The organism is Dapis purpurea BLCC-M126 (assembly GCF_050015975.1).
In the GTDB taxonomy this organism is placed as follows: Bacteria; Cyanobacteriota; Cyanobacteriia; order Cyanobacteriales; family Microcoleaceae; genus Trichodesmium.
This window is the reverse complement of the sequence record NZ_JBNHER010000281.1, coordinates 5,464-28,659: the sequence shown is the minus strand read 5'-3', so window position 1 is coordinate 28,659 and position 23,196 is coordinate 5,464. Positions and strand designations below refer to the sequence as shown.

At 39.5% G+C, this 23,196-nt stretch carries 10 protein-coding genes; 6 read left to right on the top strand and 4 right to left on the bottom strand.

Translation table 11 applies throughout. The features are described from left to right. Positions 1 to 524: 524 nt before the first annotated feature. Complete coding sequence (locus ACP6PL_RS25835) at positions 525 to 2,717, bottom strand: GTPase family protein (protein ID WP_426548202.1); 2,193 nt, start codon at positions 2,715 to 2,717, stop codon at positions 525 to 527. Positions 2,718 to 2,842: 125 nt separating this feature from the next. Here ACP6PL_RS25835 and ACP6PL_RS25830 point away from each other — a divergent pair, with 125 nt between their 5' ends. Then, a complete protein-coding gene (locus tag ACP6PL_RS25830) occupies positions 2,843 to 2,974 on the top strand; it encodes a hypothetical protein (protein ID WP_426548201.1) in 132 nt (43 codons plus the stop codon). 8 nt (positions 2,975 to 2,982) lie between these two features. Here the strand turns inward: ACP6PL_RS25830 and ACP6PL_RS25825 are convergent, their stop codons facing one another. After that, the gene (locus ACP6PL_RS25825) at positions 2,983 to 3,711 is read right to left on the bottom strand and encodes a 2-phosphosulfolactate phosphatase family protein (RefSeq protein ID WP_426548200.1); all 729 of its coding nucleotides are present in this window, start codon (positions 3,709 to 3,711) and stop codon (positions 2,983 to 2,985) included. 739 nt (positions 3,712 to 4,450) lie between these two features. Between ACP6PL_RS25825 and ACP6PL_RS25820 the strand changes: the two genes are divergently transcribed. After that, complete coding sequence (locus tag ACP6PL_RS25820; RefSeq protein ID WP_426548199.1) at positions 4,451 to 5,137, top strand: PEP-CTERM sorting domain-containing protein; 687 nt, start codon at positions 4,451 to 4,453, stop codon at positions 5,135 to 5,137. 450 nt (positions 5,138 to 5,587) lie between these two features. Continuing rightward, complete coding sequence (locus tag ACP6PL_RS25815) at positions 5,588 to 6,265, top strand: PEP-CTERM sorting domain-containing protein (protein WP_426548198.1); 678 nt, start codon at positions 5,588 to 5,590, stop codon at positions 6,263 to 6,265. Between the two features lie 306 nt (positions 6,266 to 6,571). Here the strand turns inward: ACP6PL_RS25815 and ACP6PL_RS25810 are convergent, their stop codons facing one another. Then, on the bottom strand, positions 6,572 to 6,688 hold the full coding sequence (locus ACP6PL_RS25810) for a photosystem I reaction center subunit VIII (RefSeq protein ID WP_426548197.1): 117 nt from the start codon (positions 6,686 to 6,688) through the stop codon (positions 6,572 to 6,574). Positions 6,689 to 6,872: 184 nt separating this feature from the next. Continuing rightward, a complete protein-coding gene (locus ACP6PL_RS25805) occupies positions 6,873 to 7,358 on the bottom strand; it encodes a photosystem I reaction center protein subunit XI (protein WP_426548196.1) in 486 nt (161 codons plus the stop codon). A 927-nt stretch (positions 7,359 to 8,285) separates the two neighbouring features. Here ACP6PL_RS25805 and ACP6PL_RS25800 point away from each other — a divergent pair. The 3 genes from ACP6PL_RS25800 to ACP6PL_RS25790 form a co-directional block, all read left to right on the top strand. Further along, the gene (locus ACP6PL_RS25800) at positions 8,286 to 17,768 is read left to right on the top strand and encodes a S8 family serine peptidase (RefSeq protein WP_426548195.1); all 9,483 of its coding nucleotides are present in this window, start codon (positions 8,286 to 8,288) and stop codon (positions 17,766 to 17,768) included. Between the two features lie 294 nt (positions 17,769 to 18,062). Then, entirely contained in the window at positions 18,063 to 18,215 is a 153-nt protein-coding gene (locus tag ACP6PL_RS25795; RefSeq protein WP_426548194.1) for a hypothetical protein, read from the top strand. Between the two features lie 401 nt (positions 18,216 to 18,616). After that, the coding region (locus ACP6PL_RS25790; RefSeq protein WP_426548193.1) for a two-partner secretion domain-containing protein at positions 18,617 to 23,196 on the top strand (4,580 nt) is incomplete at its 3' end.

Below are 23,196 nucleotides of genomic sequence, written 5' to 3'. Positions count from 1 at the left end.
GCTATCCTACGGAATGCTAACGCAAACGCGACATGAAACGCGGCTCTGTTAAGAGTGGGAGACCTCGTCATCCCATCCTTCGGACTGCTGCGCAAACGACCGCTCTTTTCCCCTATCCAAGGGGAGGCTTTAAACCAGAATTATTTAGTTATTAATTATTAATAATTGGGTAAATTAACAGAGTCACAATATATAAAGAATTTTGATTGTTCTTTCTGAATTTAGAATTCAGAATTCAGTTAAACGGTTTAAATATCTTATAAATCATTCCCGATCACTATACCAAAGGTACTCAAAACTATTGCTTTCGAGATTTTGTTAACTTTGTGAGTAGTTAACAAAGTCAGAAGTCAAAAGTTGTTTTTGTAACGGGGATTTACTTAGGCCCCGCTCCAAAAACATTTCGCCTTAAAATCGGGGCTTTGGACCGAATTATTTTGGTAAATTATCTGCCATTCCCGTCCACTTTAGATCACAATTGAGGCACAAGCATTTACAACGGTAAAAGTCGGATTCCCTGACTATTAATTAATAAATTTGAGTAACTCTAATTGATTAGCTTGAGCAATTATTTCTACTAATTTTTCCCATTCTTTCAGTGAATCTGAACCTTCTCCCATTGGTTTAAAATATGTAGGCCAAACTTGCGCTCGCACCTCATATAAAAATACAGGCCATTCATTTTTTATTTCTTCTCCTCGCAATACTTGATCGATAAATTCTTCTACGGCAGCAAACACAGCTAATTTTGGTTCTGATGATAAATCTGCTAAAGCTTCTTGACATTTATAAACAGTTTCTTGATGCAATTGTTCTAAATTTTCTAGGACTTCTTCGGCAGTAGGTTTAGCAGATAGTCGGAGGGAAGTATCATCGGGAGTTAAGTCATCTAAATGTTGTCTAATCCGATAATGAAAATTTACCTCATAAGACATTTCAAATTTCCATAAATTTTGGAAAGCACGGCGTAAATTATTTTGCTCCTCAGACACTTTTTTCTCAGCAATAATTTTCAGATACTCAGGTCCTCTAGTAGTAATCAAACCTCCTAAGTTACCTGGTGCTGTTAATACTGTAGTTACCTGGGATTTCGCATCATTGATTAATTGTTTTAAGCCATTATCTAAAGAATTAAAATGTCGAGTTAGATGAGTCCTAATTTTATGCAAATACTCTGCATAAACAATTTCCCAAGAACCCTTTTCTCTATGCCTAACTTTAATTTCTTGTAGATTAGGAATTCCTGCATCTTCTTTACAAGCTTGAATTGCTGCCTCTACTTGAGGCTGAAAAAAGTCTACATCTACTAAATAACGTTGTTGTTTAAAATTCTCTAGTAATTCCATCAAACCAACTGATAAATTACTCATAAACTGATTATATAGAGGTAGAAATACTCCCATTTCATTTTGATTAGTAGTAGAAGTAACTAAAGCCTGACGTGCCTTTTCTATTTCTGTCTGTACAGTTTTTTGTAGTTCAATAATCCGCTCTTGACAAGAAGCAGCATATTCTCTATCTAAACTCTGAATTTTACTCGCCAAATAATTTAAAACATTATCTAATATTTTTACATTAGCTTCTTCTACATCAGCACAATTAGCAATAATACAATCTACTAAATTCAGATGTTTTTTTCTCAGGTCTCCAGCCAAATCTTGACAATTATTAAAATTATCACCATTAGCAGAATTAGCATTAGTTTGATTAAGAATCATAAATGACCATAAATCCAGAGGTAAATCTACAATTGCTGCCCTAGCTGTGTCATAAAGTCGCACATCAACATCTGCCCAATAATCACCCTTGGCACTAGGCATTCTCACAAATAAAACAGCATCAATATCTTGACTTAATGTCTGAATTAATCTGGCTTCATCCCCAACACCAGTATCTCCTAATCCTGGCATATCAACTAATGCAATTTGCCCAACTTCAGTATTAGGAAAAGGGCAAGTAATTTTCACTTCTTTAACTGCCAAATAATTAAAAAATATGCGCTGACCATCAGTAGTATCTTGAGCAACATATTCCCGAATTTCATTACTAGAAATACGCTTAGGTGGAGAATTTAATAACCCCACATATTTATCAATATTATTGTGATATCGAGTCAAATGTTCATACATCGCACCCGGTTCCGCATATCCAGGTAAATTTTCTGATAATGATGGCAAAGGTTTAGAAGCAAACTCCACCAAACTATTAGGTTTTGCTCCTAAATGTAGCTTTTCATAATAGGGGGCAATAATTTCATCTAAAAACGAGCGTTCGGAATAAAAAGAAACCTCACCGTAAGTTGCAACGTTGGGGTTGTGATGAATAGTGCTACGCACACCCGTACAATGTTGGCGATCGCCATCGGGAATTTCCTTAGTTGTCAACCCAGTTAAACTTTGTAAAAGGCGACTTTTTCCTTGTCGAGCGCGGCCTACTACCCCAATATTCAGGGTATCGCGAGAAAAACGCACCTTTAATTTTGCCAATGCTTCTAATTCTGTAGCTATTTTCAAGTACAACGGCAGAAAATCAATTTCCGCAAGTCTACCTCGAATTTTCTGATCTTCTATTTGTGTAATTAATTGATTACGTTGAGATTCGAGAGCGTATAATGCAGGTGTCAGCTCCCTAAGATTTATTTCTGTCTGTTCAATTTTCTGAGCAAGGGGACGACGCTTATCAATAATATCACTAATAGTTTCAGTTCTATTTCCCATAACACAATTCCTATATGAAAATTTCAGCAGGATAGGAACTTGAATAGTTTCAATATCCTTATCTCTGAAGTTAGCTACAAATTATCTTCCCTAACTTCCGGTTAGTTGCCGATAAATTTGGGGAGATGGGGAAGTCGGGAGATGGGGAGTGTGGGGAAGTCGGGAGATGGGGAGGTGGGGAGATGCGGAGATGGTCAGATTCTATATTAGTCAGCTATAATACTAGCGGGCAAGATGCCCGCACTACTCGAACTTAATGCTTCAACTAAGACAGAATTCCAGGTTCTTTTTGCATAGGCAAAACATCTAAGATGTCAGTTTCAGAACAATATTTCAGGTCTTCATAACATTCTAGACGTTGGAGACGTTTGCCATGACTCGCATGATTCATTAATTCATACAATTTTTCCTGCCACTGAAGATAGAGAGACATAGCTCCGAATACTTCATCATTACCTACAGTTTCATCTAGGGGAGAATTAGTTTCTGTAAGTAGACTGTGAGCGATCGCCCCTGCACAAACTGTATCTTCTAGGGAATAACTACCTTCCCACCCGGAACCTAAGATCCAAATTGTTTCTGGTTTATTTTCCTTGAGATATTCAACTACTGAGCGACGGTTAACAAGAGCTGCAGCTAAAACAACTTTAGCATTTTGAATACGTTTAAGACAACGGGTGCCATTAGTAGTAGTCATAAATAAGCGTTTCCCTTTAACTGCTTCTGATGTAAAGTTTAAGGGTGAGTTGCCTTCGTCACAACCTTCCACTTTTTTACCACCTCGTTCCCCGACACGAATGCGTTTCTCAGCAGGCCATTTTTCGCTAACTGCCATTAATTCTTCAACGTCGCTAAATACCTGTACTGCTTCTGCACCTGTATGAATGGCAGTGGCCATTGTTGTTGTCGCTCTGAGGACATCAACCGCGATCGCGCAGTCTGGCATATTTTCCGTGGGAGTTTCTTCAGGAGTGTGATAGACGAATATTTTCACGATTTACCTATGAGTAATAGTGCTGACTAAATTATTGTATTGCTTTATGTTGACATTTATTTTATATTTCTCTACTAAGATTTCAATCTGGAGAATTTAAAGTCCTCCTTGGAAGTATAAAAGCTTATGGTATTGGTTTGACTCTAAGTGCTACAAGTAATTTAATTTTTAACGAAATTCCCTCGAATCTTGGGGTAGAAGGTATAGCGCTACGCGCAAGTCAGAAGTCAGAAGTTAGAAGTCAGAAGTAATCTCTAACTGAGTTTTTCCTACGGAAATGCTCCGCAAATAGCATTTAGTAATCTCTACGCCCTTTGCTTCAAATGCTATATTCATTCACATCAGCCTATTTTTAGATTTAGAATAGTGGCTAAATTTTGTAAAATTTTATGAACACGTTTTACCCATTACTCCATATACTTTATAATTAAGTTTATCGGTATTACGAGTATAATTACTGCCTTTAGGTAATACCTGATTCACTCTATATTTTTTAGCTGCGTTTTTTACTCAATTGCATAAGCTCTTGCAAATCATAAATATTTAACGATCAGACAACAAAATAAAGTACAGCGTTGATTTGGTGTGTAAGGTACAAGTTTTAGACAGTGTATAAATCAGGGGATACGATCAAAGAAATAAATAGTTGCATCTATCTTGAATTTGAGAACGGCTGTATTTAGAGTTGAGATTTTCAATATGTCGATCATCTGAACTAAAAATTAGAAGGAAATTAACAATGTTCAAACAGTTAATTGTTAGTAGTTTATCAACTATCGTCGGGTTTTCCTTTCTAGTAGCAACAGTTAAAAATGCTCAGGCAGGTGGTTTTGTTACTGAAGAAATGGTCATAATTGATGGACGATCTGAGACAATACTAGACTATACAGAATTTGAATTTGAATTGCCAGACTTTGGTCCTGTATGTAAAAGTTGCCCACCCAATATGTTAGATTTGGAAGCATATATTACGCTTCCATCAAATCCCAACGAAGATGCCTTAGTCAGCGAAATATTTACAGGTTTTAGAGATGGCATAAATCCATTGGATGTTTTCCCTCAAGCCAATGACAATAGTTTACCTTTGTTAAGCGATTTTTTAGTTGGTTTTCCTGAAGAACTTGTAATTACTAATAATGTTGTTTTTGGTAACGTAACAAGTCAGGAATACCCAACAGCATTAATAGCGGATACAACAGTTGGAAATTTAGGACAATTCTTTGAAGGTGATGATTTGGAACAAGTTTCTTTATTGTTTTCCAATTATGACTCTGATGCTCGAATTGTAATTTCTCAACATCATGTTCCTCTTAGTGATTTAATTACATCAGATTCTTCATCTGTTCCTGAGCCTGGAAATATTTTAGGTCTCTCTCTATTAGCAGGTGTTGGAGGTAGTATGAGAAAGCTGAAAAAGAGAAAGTAATAAAGTACGGTGTTGACAGTCTTCTCCTGAGAGATACCTTGCGCGTTATACCAGTTTGAAAAAAGAATACTACAAAAAGGTGCATCTCAATTAGACAGACTTAAAAAAAGTAGTTTCAATTTATTTTAGGTAGATAATTCTATCGTTTACACCTTTTTTTCAACATTTACTCCTTATTCCTTCTTACTTACTTGTACCATTTGTAACAAACATTGATTACACTTGATCTTATATGTCGCGGAGCGAAACCACTGGAAGTCAGCATATAGGAGTAGCAAATTAGCGATATCAAAGTAGGTGAGCCGTCTAATTGGCAAGGTATTGGCGACGTATATTGGTTTAGTAACCTACAGAATTCATAAGGGCAACTGAAATTTGTCAGTTCTTGTAAGGATTTAGCTTCAAATCCTTATAGATGAGCAAACACTCAAAGAAATATTAGAGGTAACTATGAATTATTACGTTAAGTCACTTTTATGTAGTCTTGGGGCAGCAGTTTCTTTAAATACCTTAATGGTAAATAATGCTTCTGCTTTTACTCTTTCAGACAGCGTAAGTGGTAATGTCTCTCCTCCAACTGTACTTGCTCCAAGTACAGTCACCAATGGTGATTTTTTGATTACTCTAGGAGGACGCGGTAGTGTAGTTGGAGATGGAGCAGATGACATAACATCTTGGATATTTGACTTCACTGATTCCCCATTAGATATTCCTTCTCCTTCTAACTTAGAATCTGCGCTTTTCACCTTGACAATTACTCCTCGCAGTGGGGGTATCATTTCCGATCAATTTCAGATTATAGGACTAGACTTGATAACAAGTCCAGATATCAGAACAACTCCTTTGGGTGAAACAAACACTGTAATTCTTGAGCTTTTAGATTTTTACAGTTCCGATCAGATTCTTGGGGTATTTACAGGGGACATCAACGGACAGATACCTTTTGAATATAGGGATGATGCAATTGTATCTTTTGCAAGTCTCGATCTAACTTTTAAGCAAGTACCTGGATCTTCCTCAGTTCCTGAACCTACTTCTACTCTAAGTCTCCTCATTCTTGGAACTCTTGGTGTAGTATCAACCCTGAAATTCAAGCTAAATGCTTCCAAATCTATAGAGAAATCGTGAGGAATAGAGAACACTGGAATCAGCTAATGGTTTTGATATCTTTACTATTTTAGGGCTACTAATATCATGTCCGGTTGAATAGTTATAAATAAATGAGGGAGGAGTCAGGAGTCAGGAGTCAGGAGGGAAGAGAGCAGAAAGAAAGTATAAAAATCAGAAAGTTTTTTTATCACTAATTATCCGGACATGATATAACCTCACTAAAAAACAATAAAAAGTGGCGTTTTTATCTCCTGAATTTTCAAATCAGGTAGATATTAATACGCCACTTTGTAGATTAACTTATTGACCTAGACTTATCAAAAACTAGGCTTCGCTCTCAATGTAGATGAATAATAAACCCATAGCTACAATTGGCATTAACCAAGTAACTACAGGAATTAAAATCCAAGGTAAGTAAGATGCTGCATAATCACCACTCATTTCAAATTCTCCTTCAATTACATAATTTAAAAGTAGGCGAGTGCCTAATTTAACCAAAAAATTTTGACCAAAAAATAAGGTTAATAGCCTTCTATTGGATAGGGGATGAAAAAAATCAATTTCAGCATTTCCAGTCTCTAGCTTCAGCCGGATATACTGTTAATTGGTAACTGATTTGAGGTATTTAGTTATTAACAAAACCTCGGAAAATTGAGTCTACAAGCTCAAAATTTTCAAGTAGGAAGAAAGCAACAACGGCACCACCCATAGCACCGATGAAGAAACCACCAGTAAATTGACTCCAACCTTCAGAAGTCTTTAATGGATCTGCACCTTCAGCACTTTCTCCTTGGAAGGAAACTAGGCCATAAGCAGATAGACAAATAGTGGCAATTAGAACTAGAGCGATCGCAGAAATTAGTCCACCTAAGTTAGCAACTGCGGAATCCCGTAATGGACCTAGATTTCTCCAAGGACCAACGATGAAATAACCATGGGCCATACCTACTTCTAAACCGCGTAGAATTGGAGATAGACCTTGACGGTAGATGGGCAGGTTACCGATAAATGTTCTGGTAAAGTCAGAATCACTTATGGGGGTGGACAAATGGCCTACGAAGGGATCTCCTTTGTAGGGTTGAACGAATCCTGAATCTGTTGCTTCTGGCATACTTAATTCTTTCCTCTAGATATTGGAGTTGAAAAATCTTTAGAAGATATTAAGGTCATATTTTAAGAGGTAGGTGCATTTTAATTTCAAAATAGGTCTTCAACTTTAGAAAAGTTAATCTAATCTGCGCTTTCCCTTATGGTTAGTATTAGACATTTCCTGAAATTAAATATTTCGGTGGTGGTGCATAGTAATAGTAGATAGAGTGTACGGAGTGTGGGGAGTCTGAGAGCGTGAGAAGAAATTAAAAAATATATATCTTCACCACTACAATGCAGGACTACCAATATTTCTTTTCTCAAATCCTTGTAGGGAGGTTCCCTGCAATGTCCCTTCTTTTTCACACCTATATCTATAAAATCGGTACAGCTTAAGTCAGATGTAGGGACGAATGGCCATTAGCCCCTACTTTTGCAACTTTTGAATTTTTAACTTCGGTGCTATACTATTACCGAATTTTTTGCATAACTCCTGCCAGAACGGAAATATGAACAACTCAAAGAGGGGGTTTACTAGCAAACGGGGACTTCTCTCTATGGTAAGTATTGCATATTATGGCCAAGAATGTAGTTGAGCTTTTGAAGTTTTAACTTGGGTCTTACAGCATTAAGTAATCTTTTGGATAACTCCTACAGTTAAGAAAATATTAAGAAATAGGTATGACTCTATTAATTAGAGATTAAATTCAGTTAAAAAGTTTGATTTAAACAGAATTAAATCACATTTTAATGTATATGGAAAAGTCTACCTATTTTTGGAATTTAGAATTTTAGCTTTTGACACAGAATTTAGCAACTAATTTCCGTCCCATATAGAATAATACGGAGTCAAATTTTCCGCCAAACATGAGAGTTTTAGTTTTGACTGAATAGGTAATTATTCACAGGGATGGGAGTAATCAATTTAAGATATTTGGAGCAATAACAAATGGCAAACTTCAATATATTCTCCAGCCTTGTAGACTATCAAAATCAACTAGGAACTGTTCCGACTAATACACAAGACTTTGAAAGATTTTCTCCAGGATTTAATTTAGATGGTGTTGATTTTCTTCCTGGAATTTTTGTCACCTCAAACCTTCCCAAAGTAGAAGCATTCAAAGGTTCTGGAGATACAGAATTATTCATACTTGATAGACAGTCTGTAAGAGAGGATTCTTTCTACAAGATAAATTTCGATCAGCCTTACAATGCAGTTGGCTTTGATATTGATAGTTTCAATCCCAGCACACCAGGGCCAGCTATTCTTGATATATTCTTTGCTGATGGAGATACTGAATCTATCGAAATCTTTCCTACTAATGCCACAGAATCAGACCCCATCTTTTTTGGTGTGATTGCCGATACAGAAATTGATAATATTATCTTGACAGAGGGGCCTGAAATTAATGGTGTTGGTAATGAAGAGATCGCCCTGGATAATTTTATTGTTCCACAACAAATAGGGCAACCAGATTTACAAGTTACTATTTCTATTCCTGATTCAACGACACCGGGAAGTGAACTCTCACCCATTGAAGTTACAGTCAAAAATACTGGTGATGCCACTGCTTTTGGAACTGATAGTGCAGGCTCAGAGGGTTACATGGTAGACCTAATTCTCTCCAGTGACACTGAAGTTCCAGATGACTTTGCTATCTTTTCACCTAATTATAATGAAGATGTTTTGCTCGAAGGTGGACGCATTAGCAATACACCCGATCTAGCGGCGGGAGAAGAATGGGTAATAACTGATAGTGGCGGAATTCCGACTGACACTCCAGAAGGTGACTATTACCTTACTGCTCAAGTTGACCCTGGCAAAAAAATAACTGAGTCTGATGAAAGTAATAATGTTACCTTGGAACCACTGAAAATTGAAGACTCTGGGTCAAATCAAAGACGCACATTTGTTCCTAACCAAATCATTATCAAGGTCAAAGATGGTGAAAATAGTGAAGATAGTAAATCTTTGCAAGCAGAATTAGGTGCTCAAGTAAGTGGAACAACTCAAACCTTGGGTATTCAATTGTGGACAATACCAAATATCAGTGTAGAAGAAGTTATTGAAACCTATCGTGATGACCCAAGAATTGAGTTTATTGACCTCAATTATAATGATGCTACTCTTGGTCTTACTCCTAATGACCCTGATTTTTCTAATCTCTGGGGACTCCACAATACAGGACAGACTGGAGGCACAATAGACGCAGATATTGATGCACCAGAAGCTTGGGGATTTGTCCCTCCAGAACCTGGAGTAATACCCACAGGTGGGGATGCTGTTGTAGGTGTTGTTGATACGGGTGTTGACTATACACATCCCGACTTAGATGACAACATTTGGATTAATACTGGGGAAATTCCTGGCAATGGAATTGATGATGATAGTAATGGCTATATTGATGATGTTCGTGGTTGGGATTTCTTCAACAATGATAACGATCCGATGGACGGTCACAGTCACGGGACTCATGTTGCTGGAACCATTGGTGCGGAGGGAGATAACGCAGTTGGAGTCGTCGGGGTAAATTGGGATGTCGAAATAATGCCTCTGAAAATCTTCAGTGATGCTGGTGCGTATGCCGGTGATTTTGCGGCCATTCAAGCAATTGATTACGCAACCCTCATGGGAGCAGATCTAACTAATCATAGTTGGGGTACTGCTCCACTACCTCCAGGGACTTTACCAAATCCAGCAATGGTGAATGCTATTAATAATGGACCATTGCTTGTAGCGATCGCCCATAATCACAGTAATGACAATGATGTAAATCCTGTTTATCCGGCAAGTATTAACTTGGACAATATCATTTCCGTAGCTGCAACAGACCATAACGACGACATTGCTGGGTTTTCCAACTACGGCGCTACATCGGTTGATTTAGGAGCGCCAGGGGTAAGTATCTACAGTACAACACCGGGTAATAGTTACGGCTTCAAGAATGGCACTTCGATGGCAGCACCTCATGTGAGTGGGGCAGCAGCTTTAATGATTGCGACAAGAAGAGACAGGGGTCTGCCTGATTTGACTACTCTTGATTTGAGACAAAAAGTTCTCAATGCTATCGATCTGATTCCAGCACTATCTGGGAACACAGCTACAGAGGGTCGCCTAAATCTATATGGTGGGATTAATCAACAAGGTATCGGTTGGGGAGATGTACACTTTGTTACCTTTGATAATCGCAAATATGACCTTCAATCCTTTGGCGATTTTATTCTGGCGGAAACAGCACGGAAGGATGATGATTGGGTAGTTCAGACTCGTCAAGAACCTTGGGTTTCTAATAATTCAGTTTCCGTTAATACAGCTTTCGCGACCCTGGTTGATGGACAGAGAGTTGTCTTTGACCTAGATTTTGATAACAGACTCCAAATTGACGGAGTTGATGTTACCTTAGCTGATGGTGAGACTTTGAGTGTTGGGAACAGTCAAATCGAACGTAGTGCAGACGAATATATGATTACCTATGCAGGAGACGATGGTATTGTTGATTCTGCTGATGCTAAGTTAACTGCTCGCGATCGAGGCAATCATATCAATATTACAATATCTCACTTTGGCAGAATGCAAGGGTTGTTAGGAAATAATGACGGCAATTCTGACAATGACTTTGCTTTGCGTAATGGGACTCAACTTCCTTCTAACCTCACCGTTGAAGAAATACATGGAAAATATGCTGATAGTTGGCGAGTACCACAGGGAGAATCTCTGTTTGACAACTCGGACGTAGTTATAGGTCCTCCTGAAACATTTATATCCCTGGATGATTTCGACCCAGATGAAGTCAGGGATGCTAGGGAAAAAGCATTGTTAGCAGGAATTCCTGATGGGGAAATATTAGATGCAGTTACCTTAGACCTTCTTGTAACTGAAGATGACAATTTCCTTGAGGGTGCTGTAGAACTTTTTGGGGTAGAGACAGATGGGGCACCAGACTTAATAGTTAATTCCTTTGAAGTTACGGGTGACGCATTTATCAGTGATGATAATCTGAAATTACCGATAGAAGTTGTTGTCAAGAATCAAGGTGATGCGACGGCGGAGGATTTGTTCAAGGTTGATGTACAGTACACTCAAGAAGGAGAAGCACCTTTTGTCGTGGCATTTACAGCGGATGAGACAAGCGAGGTAAATCCTGATAACCCTTGGTATCCCTTCACTAAGAACCCGCTAGACGCTGGAGATGAAGTCACCTTTACTGGAGAATTGACATTTGTTGATGATTCGTTAGTGGGTCAGCCAATTTCTTTAGTTGCCACTGCTGACAGTATAGCAGGAGAGGAATTTGTTCCTGAGTCTGGTCGTGTGGAAGAAAGTAATGAGGATAATAATACTTCTGAAATTACTGAGTTAATTCTAGATGTTACAGACGACGATGCAGCACCTGATTTAATAGTTAACTCCTTTGAAATTACGGGTGACGCATTTATCAGTGATGATAATCTGAAATTACCGATAGAAGTTGTTGTCAAGAATCAAGGTGATGCGACGGCGGAGGATTTGTTCAAGGTTGATGTACAGTACACTCAAGAAGGAGAAGCACCTTTTGTCGTGGCATTTACAGCGGATGAGACAAGCGAGGTAAATCCTGATAACCCTTGGTATCCCTTCACTAAGAACCCGCTAGACGCTGGAGATGAAGTCACCTTCACTGGAGAATTGACATTTATTGATGATTCCTTATTAGGTGAAGAAATTTCTTTAGTGGCGACTGCTGATAGTAAATCTGGAGATGAATTTATTCCTGATTTTGGTCGTGTGGAAGAAAGTAATGAGGATAATAACAGTTCTGAAATTGTTGAGGTGACTCTAGACGATGATGTTGAGACACAGGAAATTATCTCTAACTTCGAGATAGAAGGTCCTAACTCAGTACCATATCAACTATTTAATGTATTGGTTCCCGGACCTATAGAAGTAGAGGTTGACTGGGAGGGGGAAGGTGAAGATTTGACTGTTTCCTTAGAAGGTCGGCGTGCTTTTGCCAAAGGCGACCCAAGTCCTCAACCTTCTGTTCAAGTTACAGATTCTTCTCCTCTAAAATTAACCTATAATGTCACAGAAGAAGATATTGCCAGGGGTGTCGGTTGGCGGTTAGTGATTCGGGGTGAAGATGGCACAAATATTCAGGGTGATGTTAAAATTACCACACCCTTTGACTCAGAAGTTAATGCAGCTTTTCAACAGCAGAAAATTAGTCTGCGTAGTGGTGATTTGCTTCCAACTTCCGCTTTAGAGGGAGACTTTTTTGAGGAGCTTACTGAAGACCAAAGTTCAGAAGGGTTGCATGGTATTATTACCCTGTATCGAACACCAGAACATGATGAACTATTAAAACTGGAAAAAGCTGGAATAGATCGTCAGAGTTTTCTACCTAACAAACACGCTTATGGATTAGTTGAAGAAGATTTCGATCTCTCTGACCCTAATCTTCCACCTCGGTTAGTTCGCAGTATTACACCATTAACACCTGAAGATAAAATCGTACCTGATATTTTGGTGGGAAATTATCAGGAATACTTTATCCCAGAAATAGAAGAGAATTATGTTCTCAGCGATAATGGTACTCTCCAATTATCTGTGCTATTCGCACGAGATGTTTCTGTGGAAACCATTCAATCAATTTTACAGCAAGAAGCTATTTCTTTTGCTCCCATTACAGACAATCTTTGGGAAGTTGAGATTGAAGCAGAAAGTCTCATTAATCTAGCAACTTACGATCAAGTTGAATGGATAGACCCAGGTACAGTGCCAGATTTACCAGAAAATGATAATACCCGCCCAGTTGTTAACGTAGATGATGTTCAAGATCCTCAAGCTGATGGCATGGGAAACCTGATTTTATCCGGTGGTTTTCCAGTTTATGACGGATTATCTGGTAATGGTATTAATGTGGGGGTAGATGATAGTGGAATTGATGCCACTCATCCAGACTTAAATGTGGTTGCGGATATAGTGGCAAGTGGTTCCCATGGAACTCATGTTGCGGGTATTATTGCAGCCAATGGTGTTCAAAGTAATTCTAATGGTGGTACACCTTTTCAATGGCGTGGTATGGCTCCCGATGCAGGTTTAATTGACTCTGGGAACCTGATTAATGCTGCCAATGTCTTAGACGCAATCAATGATGATTCCCTAGATATTTCTAACCATTCTCATGCTTTGAGTCCAGATGGAAATTACAACGGTAGTAACCAAACTGTCGATCAATTAATTCGAGGGGGTGCAACTTCTGGAGGTGAAATTGTTCCGAAAAGACCTAAAGTGTTCTCCGCTGGAAACGGAGGTGGCAACGCTCAATATGGAAATCAATTAGGATATTTTGCTATCACCAAGCAAGTTAAAAATGCTGTTGTAGTTGGTAATTGGAATGCTTCCGATGGAGATGGAGATATTAATAATGATTCTCTCAGCACAGGTAGCAGCTTGGGGCCAGCTTATGATGGGCGGATTAAACCCGATGTCGTAGCACCAGGAAGTTCCATCAGATCGACAAATACTTCTGATGGTTACACATTTAGCTCAGGAACTTCGATGGCATCACCTGTGGTTGCAGGTATTGAAGCATTAATGTTAGAAGGTTGGCAAAACACTTACAGTACCCCTCTAGGAACCACAGTTGACGATCGCCCTCCTCTGCCATCCACCCTCAGAGCATTATTAATTCAAACAGCAGTTGACATTGTTGATGACGATGTTCGGAACTCAACGCTGATTGAAATTGACTCTGATAGCAATCAAGTCAATGGTAATGATGGTTTAGGACGAGCTACCGCAACGATTGGTCCAGACTTTGCCACAGGTTGGGGATTAGTCGATGCAGAAGCTGCAGTTGAAGTCATGCAAGATTTTCGTCTAGAAGGTGGCGTACCCATTCCTAATCGTATCATTCAAGATGCAGTCATGCACAATGGCATCATTGAATATGACTTTGTTGTGGATCAAGATTTTATCAACTCTGGCAACCCACTCAAGGTGACATTAGGTTGGGATGATTTTGAAGCAGCCATTCAAAATCCTGCTATTAACCCAATGTTGGTAAATGACTTAGATTTAGAATTAATCGCTCCAGATGGTACAATTTTCTACCCTTGGCAGTTAGGTCATACCATTGAAGATGGCATGGGGAACCCCTTACCAAATGATGCTCAACCACCCGGTACGGTAATTTCAATTAATCAAGCTATTACCGGCACCCTCACACCTGACATGAATAATGACTACATCCCTGCTAATGCTTTAACTGGAAACGGCGCTTGGGTAGCAACACGAGGTAAAGATCACCTCAACAATGTTGAACAAGTGTTAGTCGATAGCGACGATCTAGAAGAAGGTCATTGGCAAGCACGGGTAATTGGTTTTGATGTGCAAGCAGGTATTGCTCAGGATTACTCCTTAGTAGGTTTCCCCTATCCCGATCTACCAGAGTTAGTTACTTTCAGTGATGATAAAGTTACTCTACCTTCTGGAGGTGGAACTGTTGAATTTGATTGGACAGTTAGTAACATTGGCACGCTACCAACAGCAATTGACTTTGAATATGAGGTTTTACTGTCCACAGACTTCTTTGCTGATGCAGGTGATGTTGTCTTAACTGATACTAATCAAGCATCTCTTGGACCTTTGAATGTAGGAGCTTCAGTCAATCATACCAGTGAAGTGACAATCAACGATTCCCATGCACAAGACCTGCTTGGTAATCCTGCTGCTACCATTGATGATTTAATAGATCAGGATGCTTTCTTACTGGTTCGAGCAGACTCCGATGATGAAATTCTCGAACATAATGAAGAAAATACTACCTTCATCCAGCTTGGTCGTATAGCTGATGTAGTTCTGGTTATGGATCGTAGTGGCAGCATGGCTTCGGAAGTTGCAGTTTCTAGCGGTTTCCGACCAAAAATTGAACTGCTGCAAGACTCAGCAAACTTATTCCTAGATTTAATTCGTCTTGATGCAGGCGATCGCTTGGGAGAAGTTAGTTTTGCTGGTAGCGTCAGCACAGATTTCGGACCAGGAGAAGTCTTAACTGCGATTACTTCAGGCAATATTGATGATGCAAAAGATGAAGTTGACGACCTCAATGCCTTTGGTAGTACCAATATTGAAGGAGCCTTACAAGAAGGATTAGATTTATTGACAACTGCTCCTGGTGGAGAAGATCATCGTCGTGTAATTGTATTCCTTTCTGATGGAATGCCAACAGCAGGTGGCGACCCCACTGACCCTGTTTTCTTACAACAATTTGATGATGAAGATGTTAAAGTCTTCTCCGTTGGGTTTGGTACTGAAGGTGCAAGTGGCAATGCCGGAATTGATGTGGATTTACTGGAAACCTTAACTAACGTAGGCGAAGGTTTCTACCATGTAACGGAAAGTGCATTAGAACTCGATAAATTCTTTGTCAATGCGGTAGCGGGTGCCATAGGTTCTGATGTAATCGTAGACCCAATTGATGACATTGATCCCGGTGAAACCCATACTATTGATATCACATTAGGTCAACAGGATTCAGTTGCTTCCTTTATTCTCACCAGTGATAATCCAGAATTCCCCTTAGATTTATCCTTGCGTAGTCCATCAGGATTAGAAATCAATGCCAATAACTTTAATTTATTTGGTGGTAAGATTGCCTATATTGATGCTCCTACCCACGATATCTTCCAAGTACATCTTCCCATAGCAGCACAAGCAAATATCGACCATGCAGAAACCTGGGAAATGGTCATTAGTAACCCTAACGATGCGACTGTCACTTACTCTGCTTCTGCTATTGCTGAATCTACAATTCATTTAGACTTTCTACCTCCTATCTCCAGTGACGGCATCTTTAATCCAGGAGAAGCAATTCCACTGCAAGTCATTTTAGAGGAAAATAATCAACTTCCTATCCTTGATGCTTCTGTAAGTGTATCAGTTATTGCTCCCACAGCAAATTTAAGTGATTTGCTTTCATCAGGAATTGTGACTGAGGAAGATTTAGCCAAAGTTCCCGTGGAAATCGAAGGTGAGCGTCTAGGTTTGCGAGAGAGGATGGTGATCGCCTTACAAAATAAATTAGGTGAAAATCCTCTATCCACTGTTGAACTTGACCCTATTGAGTTAACGGAATCAGATAATGGTGGATTCTACTCTGGCCGATTTGGAGACACTAAAATTCCGGGAACCTATACTTTTGTAATCAATGTAGAAGGCTTTACTTCTGATTGGCAACCTTTCCAACGAGAGACAACTTATACGGTTAATGTTTCCGATGAAATCGATCCAAATCAGACGGATATCAATGTTACTATACCTCAGCGTGATACTGGTGTAGTTACGATTACTCCTAAGACTACTTCTGGTAACTTCGTGGGACCAGGATTTGCAGATGATATCAAATTAGAAGCTAAAGGCTTAAATCCAACAACACCTGTTATTGATAACCTAGATGGTAGTTATACACAGGAATTTGAGCTAGAAGCTAATATTGAGGAAATAGAACTGAGTATTCAAGTTCTGGATACTGTTGTTAATGTTGATAACGACATTGAACCTCCTGCAGATGAACCTCCTGTAGATGAACCTCCTGCGGATGAGCCTCCTGCGGATGAACCTCCTGTAGATGAGCCTCCTGCTGATGAGCCTCCTGTAGATGAACCTCCTACAGATGAACCTCCTGCTGATGAGCCTCCTACAGATGAGCCTCCTACAGATGAACCTCCTGCGGATGAGCCAGAAAACCAAACTATTATTGGAGACAGTGGCAGCAATATTCTCAATGGTGGAGAAGGTAACGATCAACTCAACGGTAGAAGAGGTGATGACAAGCTCCGAGGTAATAGTGGCGATGACAACTTAAATGGTGGTCTTGGCCAAGACACTGTTGTTGGTGGTAGTGGTAATGATATTGTTAATGGAGGTCGTGGTAACGACAAACTCCTTGGTACATCTGGCAACGATATTTTGTTAGGTCGTCCCGGCAACGATATTTTGTTAGGAGGTACTGGTGACGATATTCTAGAAGGAGGTATTGGTCGCGATCGCCTCAATGGCGGGCCAGGAAACGATAAACTCACAGGTGGTGGCAGTATTGACCGCTTTATCTTTAACACTAATAAAGCATTTCAAACAGAGGATCTAGGTATAGATGAAATCACTGATTTTTCTCAAACACAGGGAGACATTATTCTCCTAAATCGCACAACTTTCACTGCTATTAACAGTGAGTCGGGAACTGGGTTCAGTATTGCTGATGAATTTGCTGTAGTTACTGATGATGAAGCAGCAAAAACCTATGATGCATTCATTGTCTATAATAGTAACAATGGTAATTTGTTCTATAATCCTAATGGCAGCGCACCAGGTTTTGACAACGGTGGTCAATTTGCAACTTTGACAAATACTCCATTGTTAGAAGCAGAAGATTTTTTCATTAGAAATTAAGTATGAAAAGAGAATCACAAAGATTTATAGAACCCAAATGGGTTCTATGAACGGGAGTGTGGGAAGTGTAGGAAGAGGGGGAAGAGAGGGAAGCTTGGAGAGTAGGTAAGTGAGGGAGATGGTGAAGATAAGAGCCTAAATTCTACCTTTTTTCCGTATTCTATAATTCTTGATCTCCTAACTCCTATGCCACTTTGTAAAGATACCAAATAGGTTCTATATGATGTCCGGACAATAGGTAATAAAAAAGTTTTTGTTTGTAGTATTGCTTTAGCCTATTAAACATATATCTTTTTGCTAGAACAATACTATGAAGCTCTAATTATAACTGTTCAATCGGACATGATATTATGGGTTGGTGGGGTCAATAAACCTCTCCTTCCCACAGATTATACATTTTGGCCTTGTGGCATAGACTTTTCAACCCAACGAATCGCGATCGCCTAATACTACCTATTGCCCGGTTAAAACAAAAGCTGAAATCTTAATTAAATGTAGTTAAAAATACTTTTTCCCCAAATTTCATGGTATATAAAAATAAATTTTAAGGTCAAGATAGGTTTTAGCAAAATTTAGGAGTTCGGTAACTAAAACCCTACTTATATTAAGGTTTGAGATGGTTTAATGTTTACAACATTGCATAACTCCGAAATTAACTAAAATATAATGTAATGGTAGAAAATTTCACGGCTTTGCTGAATTAAGGGATGAATGTAAGTGGGATGGGCATCCTGCCGGTCCGGAAATATAAGGAACGGGCAAGATGCCCATTCCACAAAACTATTAAAATCATCCCGCATTTATGCAAGGCCGAAAATTTCACTAAATTAGCTGTATTTCCACAAATCATGAAAACTGTTCGGTTAGGCCATCCTTTCTCCTTATTAATGTCTCTACTAGCAATAGCAGCAGTACCTCCCGCCAAATCTCAACCCATAACTCCAGCTAACGACGGTACAGGTACAACTGTCACACCACAGGGCAACCAATTTAATATCGAAGGCGGCACTCGCAGTGGAGCTAACCTCTTTCACAGTTTTGACCAATTTAACATCCCTACCAACCAAACCGCGAATTTCCTTACTACCCCAGACACCCGCAACATTCTGGGCAGAGTCACAGGAGGCAACGCTTCATATATCAACGGTCTGATCCAAGTTATCGGTGGTAACTCTAATCTTTTCTTAATAAACCCCGCTGGCATAATGTTCGGCCCAAACGCCAGCCTGAATATACCCGCCTCATTCAGCGTTACTACTGCTACAGGTATAGGTTTTGACAGCAACAATTTCTGGTTTAAAGCCATGGGTACAAATGACTATGCTAATTTAGTCGGAGACCCCACTGGCTATAAATTTAATGTCTCTAATCCAGGCGCTATAGTTAATGAAGGAAACTTAACTTTAAACCCTGGAGAAAATCTCACATTATTAGGTGGCACAGTCATTAATACTGGGGAACTCTCTACAGCAGGAGGCAATATTACCATAGCAGCAGTAGAAGGTGGTAGTGTCTTAAGAATTTCTCAACCAGGACATTTACTTAGTTTAGAAGTCAACCCAGTAACAGTTAATGGGGAAGAGATTGATATAGCCCCTCTATCTTTACCCGGACTCTTAACAGGTGGAGAAATAATTCAGGCCACATCTGTGATAGTTAATGAAAATGGCGATGTGGTGTTGACAGATTCAAATACAGTAGTGGCAGATTTACCAGGAACTGCCATAACTTCTGGAGTTATAGATGTATCTGGCACTGAGGATTTAGGGGGCCAGGTAAATGTGTTGGGCGATCGCGTAGCTCTGGTTGATACTAATATTAATGCGAATGGTTTAAATGGTGGAGGTACGGTATTAATTGGAGGAGATTCTCAAGAAAGTAGCACAGTTTTCAATTCTCAACAAACTTCTGTTAATAGTAGCTCAAATATTTCTGCTAATGCTATTGAGGATGGAGATGGAGGAAGAGTAATAATTTGGTCTGATGGAACGACTAATTTTGACGGAAATATTAGTGCTAAAGGAGGAGAATTTTCTGGTAATGGAGGGTTTGTTGAAGTTACAGGAAAAGAAGAATTTACATTTGATGGAACTGTGGATGTTACGGCAGCATTGGGAGAAGATGGCACAATATTTTCACAACCAGAAAGTGTGACAATAGGAGAAGCTGAAAATCCTGACAATTCACAAATTGCTCAAAATGAGAATGCAGATTTGACTATTTCAGCAGAGAATATTGGGGAATTATCAGGGAATGTAATATTAGAAGCTGACAATGATATAACAGTTAATGAAAAGATAGAAACTGATTCATCTGTAGAATTAAAAGCTGGTCGAAGTATTAATATAAATGCCGATATAGATACATCAGTCGGCAATGGAAATATTGATTTACTTGGTAATAATGATGAGATGAATGTTGCTAACCGGAGTGAAGGAGCAGCATCAATAAATCAGTTGGATGGAACGACGTTAAATGCTGGTAGTGGCACGATTAATATTGAGTTAGGAAATTTGGGAGAAGTAGGTAATATAAATTTGGCTTCTTTAACTACAACAGGAGATGTTTTAGTTAATGCTAATGGCGGAAATATTGCTAGAGTTTCTGACAGTTCAATTATTAATGCGGGTAGTGCTTTATTTCAAACTTTTGGTAATGGTGGAATAGGTTTAAGTGATGCACCTTTGCAGTTAAATGTAGAAAATTTAGAAGCGGTTTCTGGTAGTGGTGGGGTATTTTTTGATGTCGTAAATGTAAATATTGGTGGTGTGAGTGAGGATGTGAATGGTATTTCTGCTGTTGGAGGAGAGTTAGAAATTAAGAGCGAAGGAAATGTCACATTAACAGAGAATATTTCTGCGGATGGTGCGATTGATATAGAAGCGACTGGAGATATTTCTGCTACAGGAAGTGGAATTAGTAGTAATGGGGAAACTGTTTCTTTGTCTGCCACTAATATTCGGATAAATGATGAATTTGATGAAACTTCTGGGGATGCGGATGTTAAGTTGGAGGCGAAAAATGATATTACTGTTGAGGATATAGAGGATGATGTGTTGGAATTTCAACCAGGAGCAGGAGGTATAGAATTTCGTGCCGATGTGGATGGGGATGGAATTGGTGTTGTGGAGATGTTGGATAATGAAGCGGATGTTGGGAGCGATCCGAATACCTTTGAGAATGGGGCGGATACTATTAAGACTAATGGCCGGAATTTGACTATTGCTGGTGCTGAAATTATTTTGGGTAATATTGATACTTCTTGGTTGCCGGTTTTGTCTGGTGGGGAGTTGTTGGCAATAGATGTGGATGAAGGGGGAGCGATACCAGCAGAAGGTACGGTAGGCGATGCAAGCTTTACTTTTACTGTCGATGGTGACTTAGAAACTATAGAAAACCTAGATGTACGCTTTTCTGCTGCACATACTTGGAATTCAGACTTAGAAGTCTATCTTCAATCACCCCAAGGGAATGAAGTAACTTTGTTTGCTGGTGTTGGTGGTAATGGACAAAACTTTCAAGATACTGTATTTGATGATGATGCTTCTACAAGTATCAACTCTGGTAATGCTCCGTTTGATGGTACATATCGTCCCCAAGGAAATTTGGCAGATTTTAATGGAGAGAACCCCAATGGAACTTGGACTTTGACGGTAACAGATACTGCTAGTGGAGATAGTGGCAGTTTGTACAGAGCAGGTGATGCTGCCCCTTGGGGGAGTACCACAGGGACGCAACTATTGCTGCGTAATCCTACGACTCTTGTGAGTGGTGGAGGAAATGGTGGAGCAATTAATCTGGAAGCAACTCATGGTGATATTAGTGTAGGAAATATCCGCAGTTTGAGCGAAACTACTGATGGGGGAAGAATTGACCTGAAAGCTAACAACAATATTAGGACAGGGTTGATTAATTCTAGTGCTGTTCAAGGAATTGGGGGTGATATCAAAATAGAAGCAGGGGGCGATATTATTGCTACAGGTGGCGGAATTAAAGGTGGTGGGGAAAGTGTTTCTTTGTCTGCAACTAATATTACGATCAATGATGAATTTGATGAAACTTCTGGGGATGCGGATATTAAGTTGGAGGCGACAAATGATATTACTGTTGAGGATATAGAGGATGATGTGCTGGAATTTCAAGCAGGAGCAGGTGAGATAGAATTTCGTGCTGATGTGGATGGGGATGGAATTGGTATTGTTCAGATGTTGGATAATGAAGCGGATGTTGGGAGCGATCCGAATACATTTACCAATGGTGCAGATACCATTAAAACCAATGGTCGGAATTTGACTATTGCTGGTGCTGGTATTGTTTTGGGGAATATTGATACTTCCTCTCCTCCGCCTGTTTTTTCTGGTGGGGAGTTGTTGGCAGTGATCGATGTGGATGAGGGGGGAGCTATACTAGACGACGACACGACAACCTTTAATTTTACTGTAGATGGTGACTTAGGAACTGTCGAAAATCTAGATGTTCGCTTTTCTGCCACGCATACTTTCAATGCAGACCTACAAGTTGCTCTCGAATCACCCCAAGGGCAAGAGGTAATTTTATTTGCTGGTGTTGGTGGTGCAGGAGACAACTTTCAGGATACTCTATTGGATGATGATGCTTCTACAAGTATTAGCTCTAGTAACGCTCCATTTGATGGTATATATAGTCCTCAAGGAAATTTAGCAGAATTTAATGGAGAAAACCCCAATGGAACTTGGACTTTGAGGGTGACAGATACTTTTCAAGCAGATACTGGTATTTTGTACAGAGCAGGTGATGTAGCTCCCTGGGGAAGTGCCACAGGTACACAACTGTTGCTGGGTAGCGCTACTACTCTTGTGAGTAGTGGTAGTGGAGGAAATAGTGGAGCAATTAATCTAGAAGCAACTTATGGTGATATTAGTGTCGGAAATATTCGTAGTTTGAGCGAAACTGCTAATGGGGGAAGAATTGACTTGAAAGCTGACAACAATATTATTACAGGTCTGATTAATTCTTCTGGTCAACAAAATGGAGGTAATATTAACCTGAATGCTATCTCTGGAAATATTGATACATTTTCATTGGATACTTCATCCCTTGATGGAAATGGGGGTAATGTAGAGATAAAGGCGGTAGGGGATATTACTACGGCAGAGATTATTACTGATGCTGGTAAATTTGAAGAATTTACAGCACAAGGCGGTAGTGGCAATGCTGGTAGTATCAACATAGAAAGTACAGAAGGTTCAATTGATACGACAGCAACTTCAGTTTTTGCTCGTTCAGTTTCAGGGAATGGAGGAGCGATTTCTCTTGATGCAGGAGACTATATCACTACAGCAGAGGTCTATTCTGCTTCCCAGCAGGGAGATGGAGGAGATATCGCAATCTCTGCTCAGACTGGTGATATCAATACTACATCGTTCACTTCCTCTTCCCAGCAGGGAGA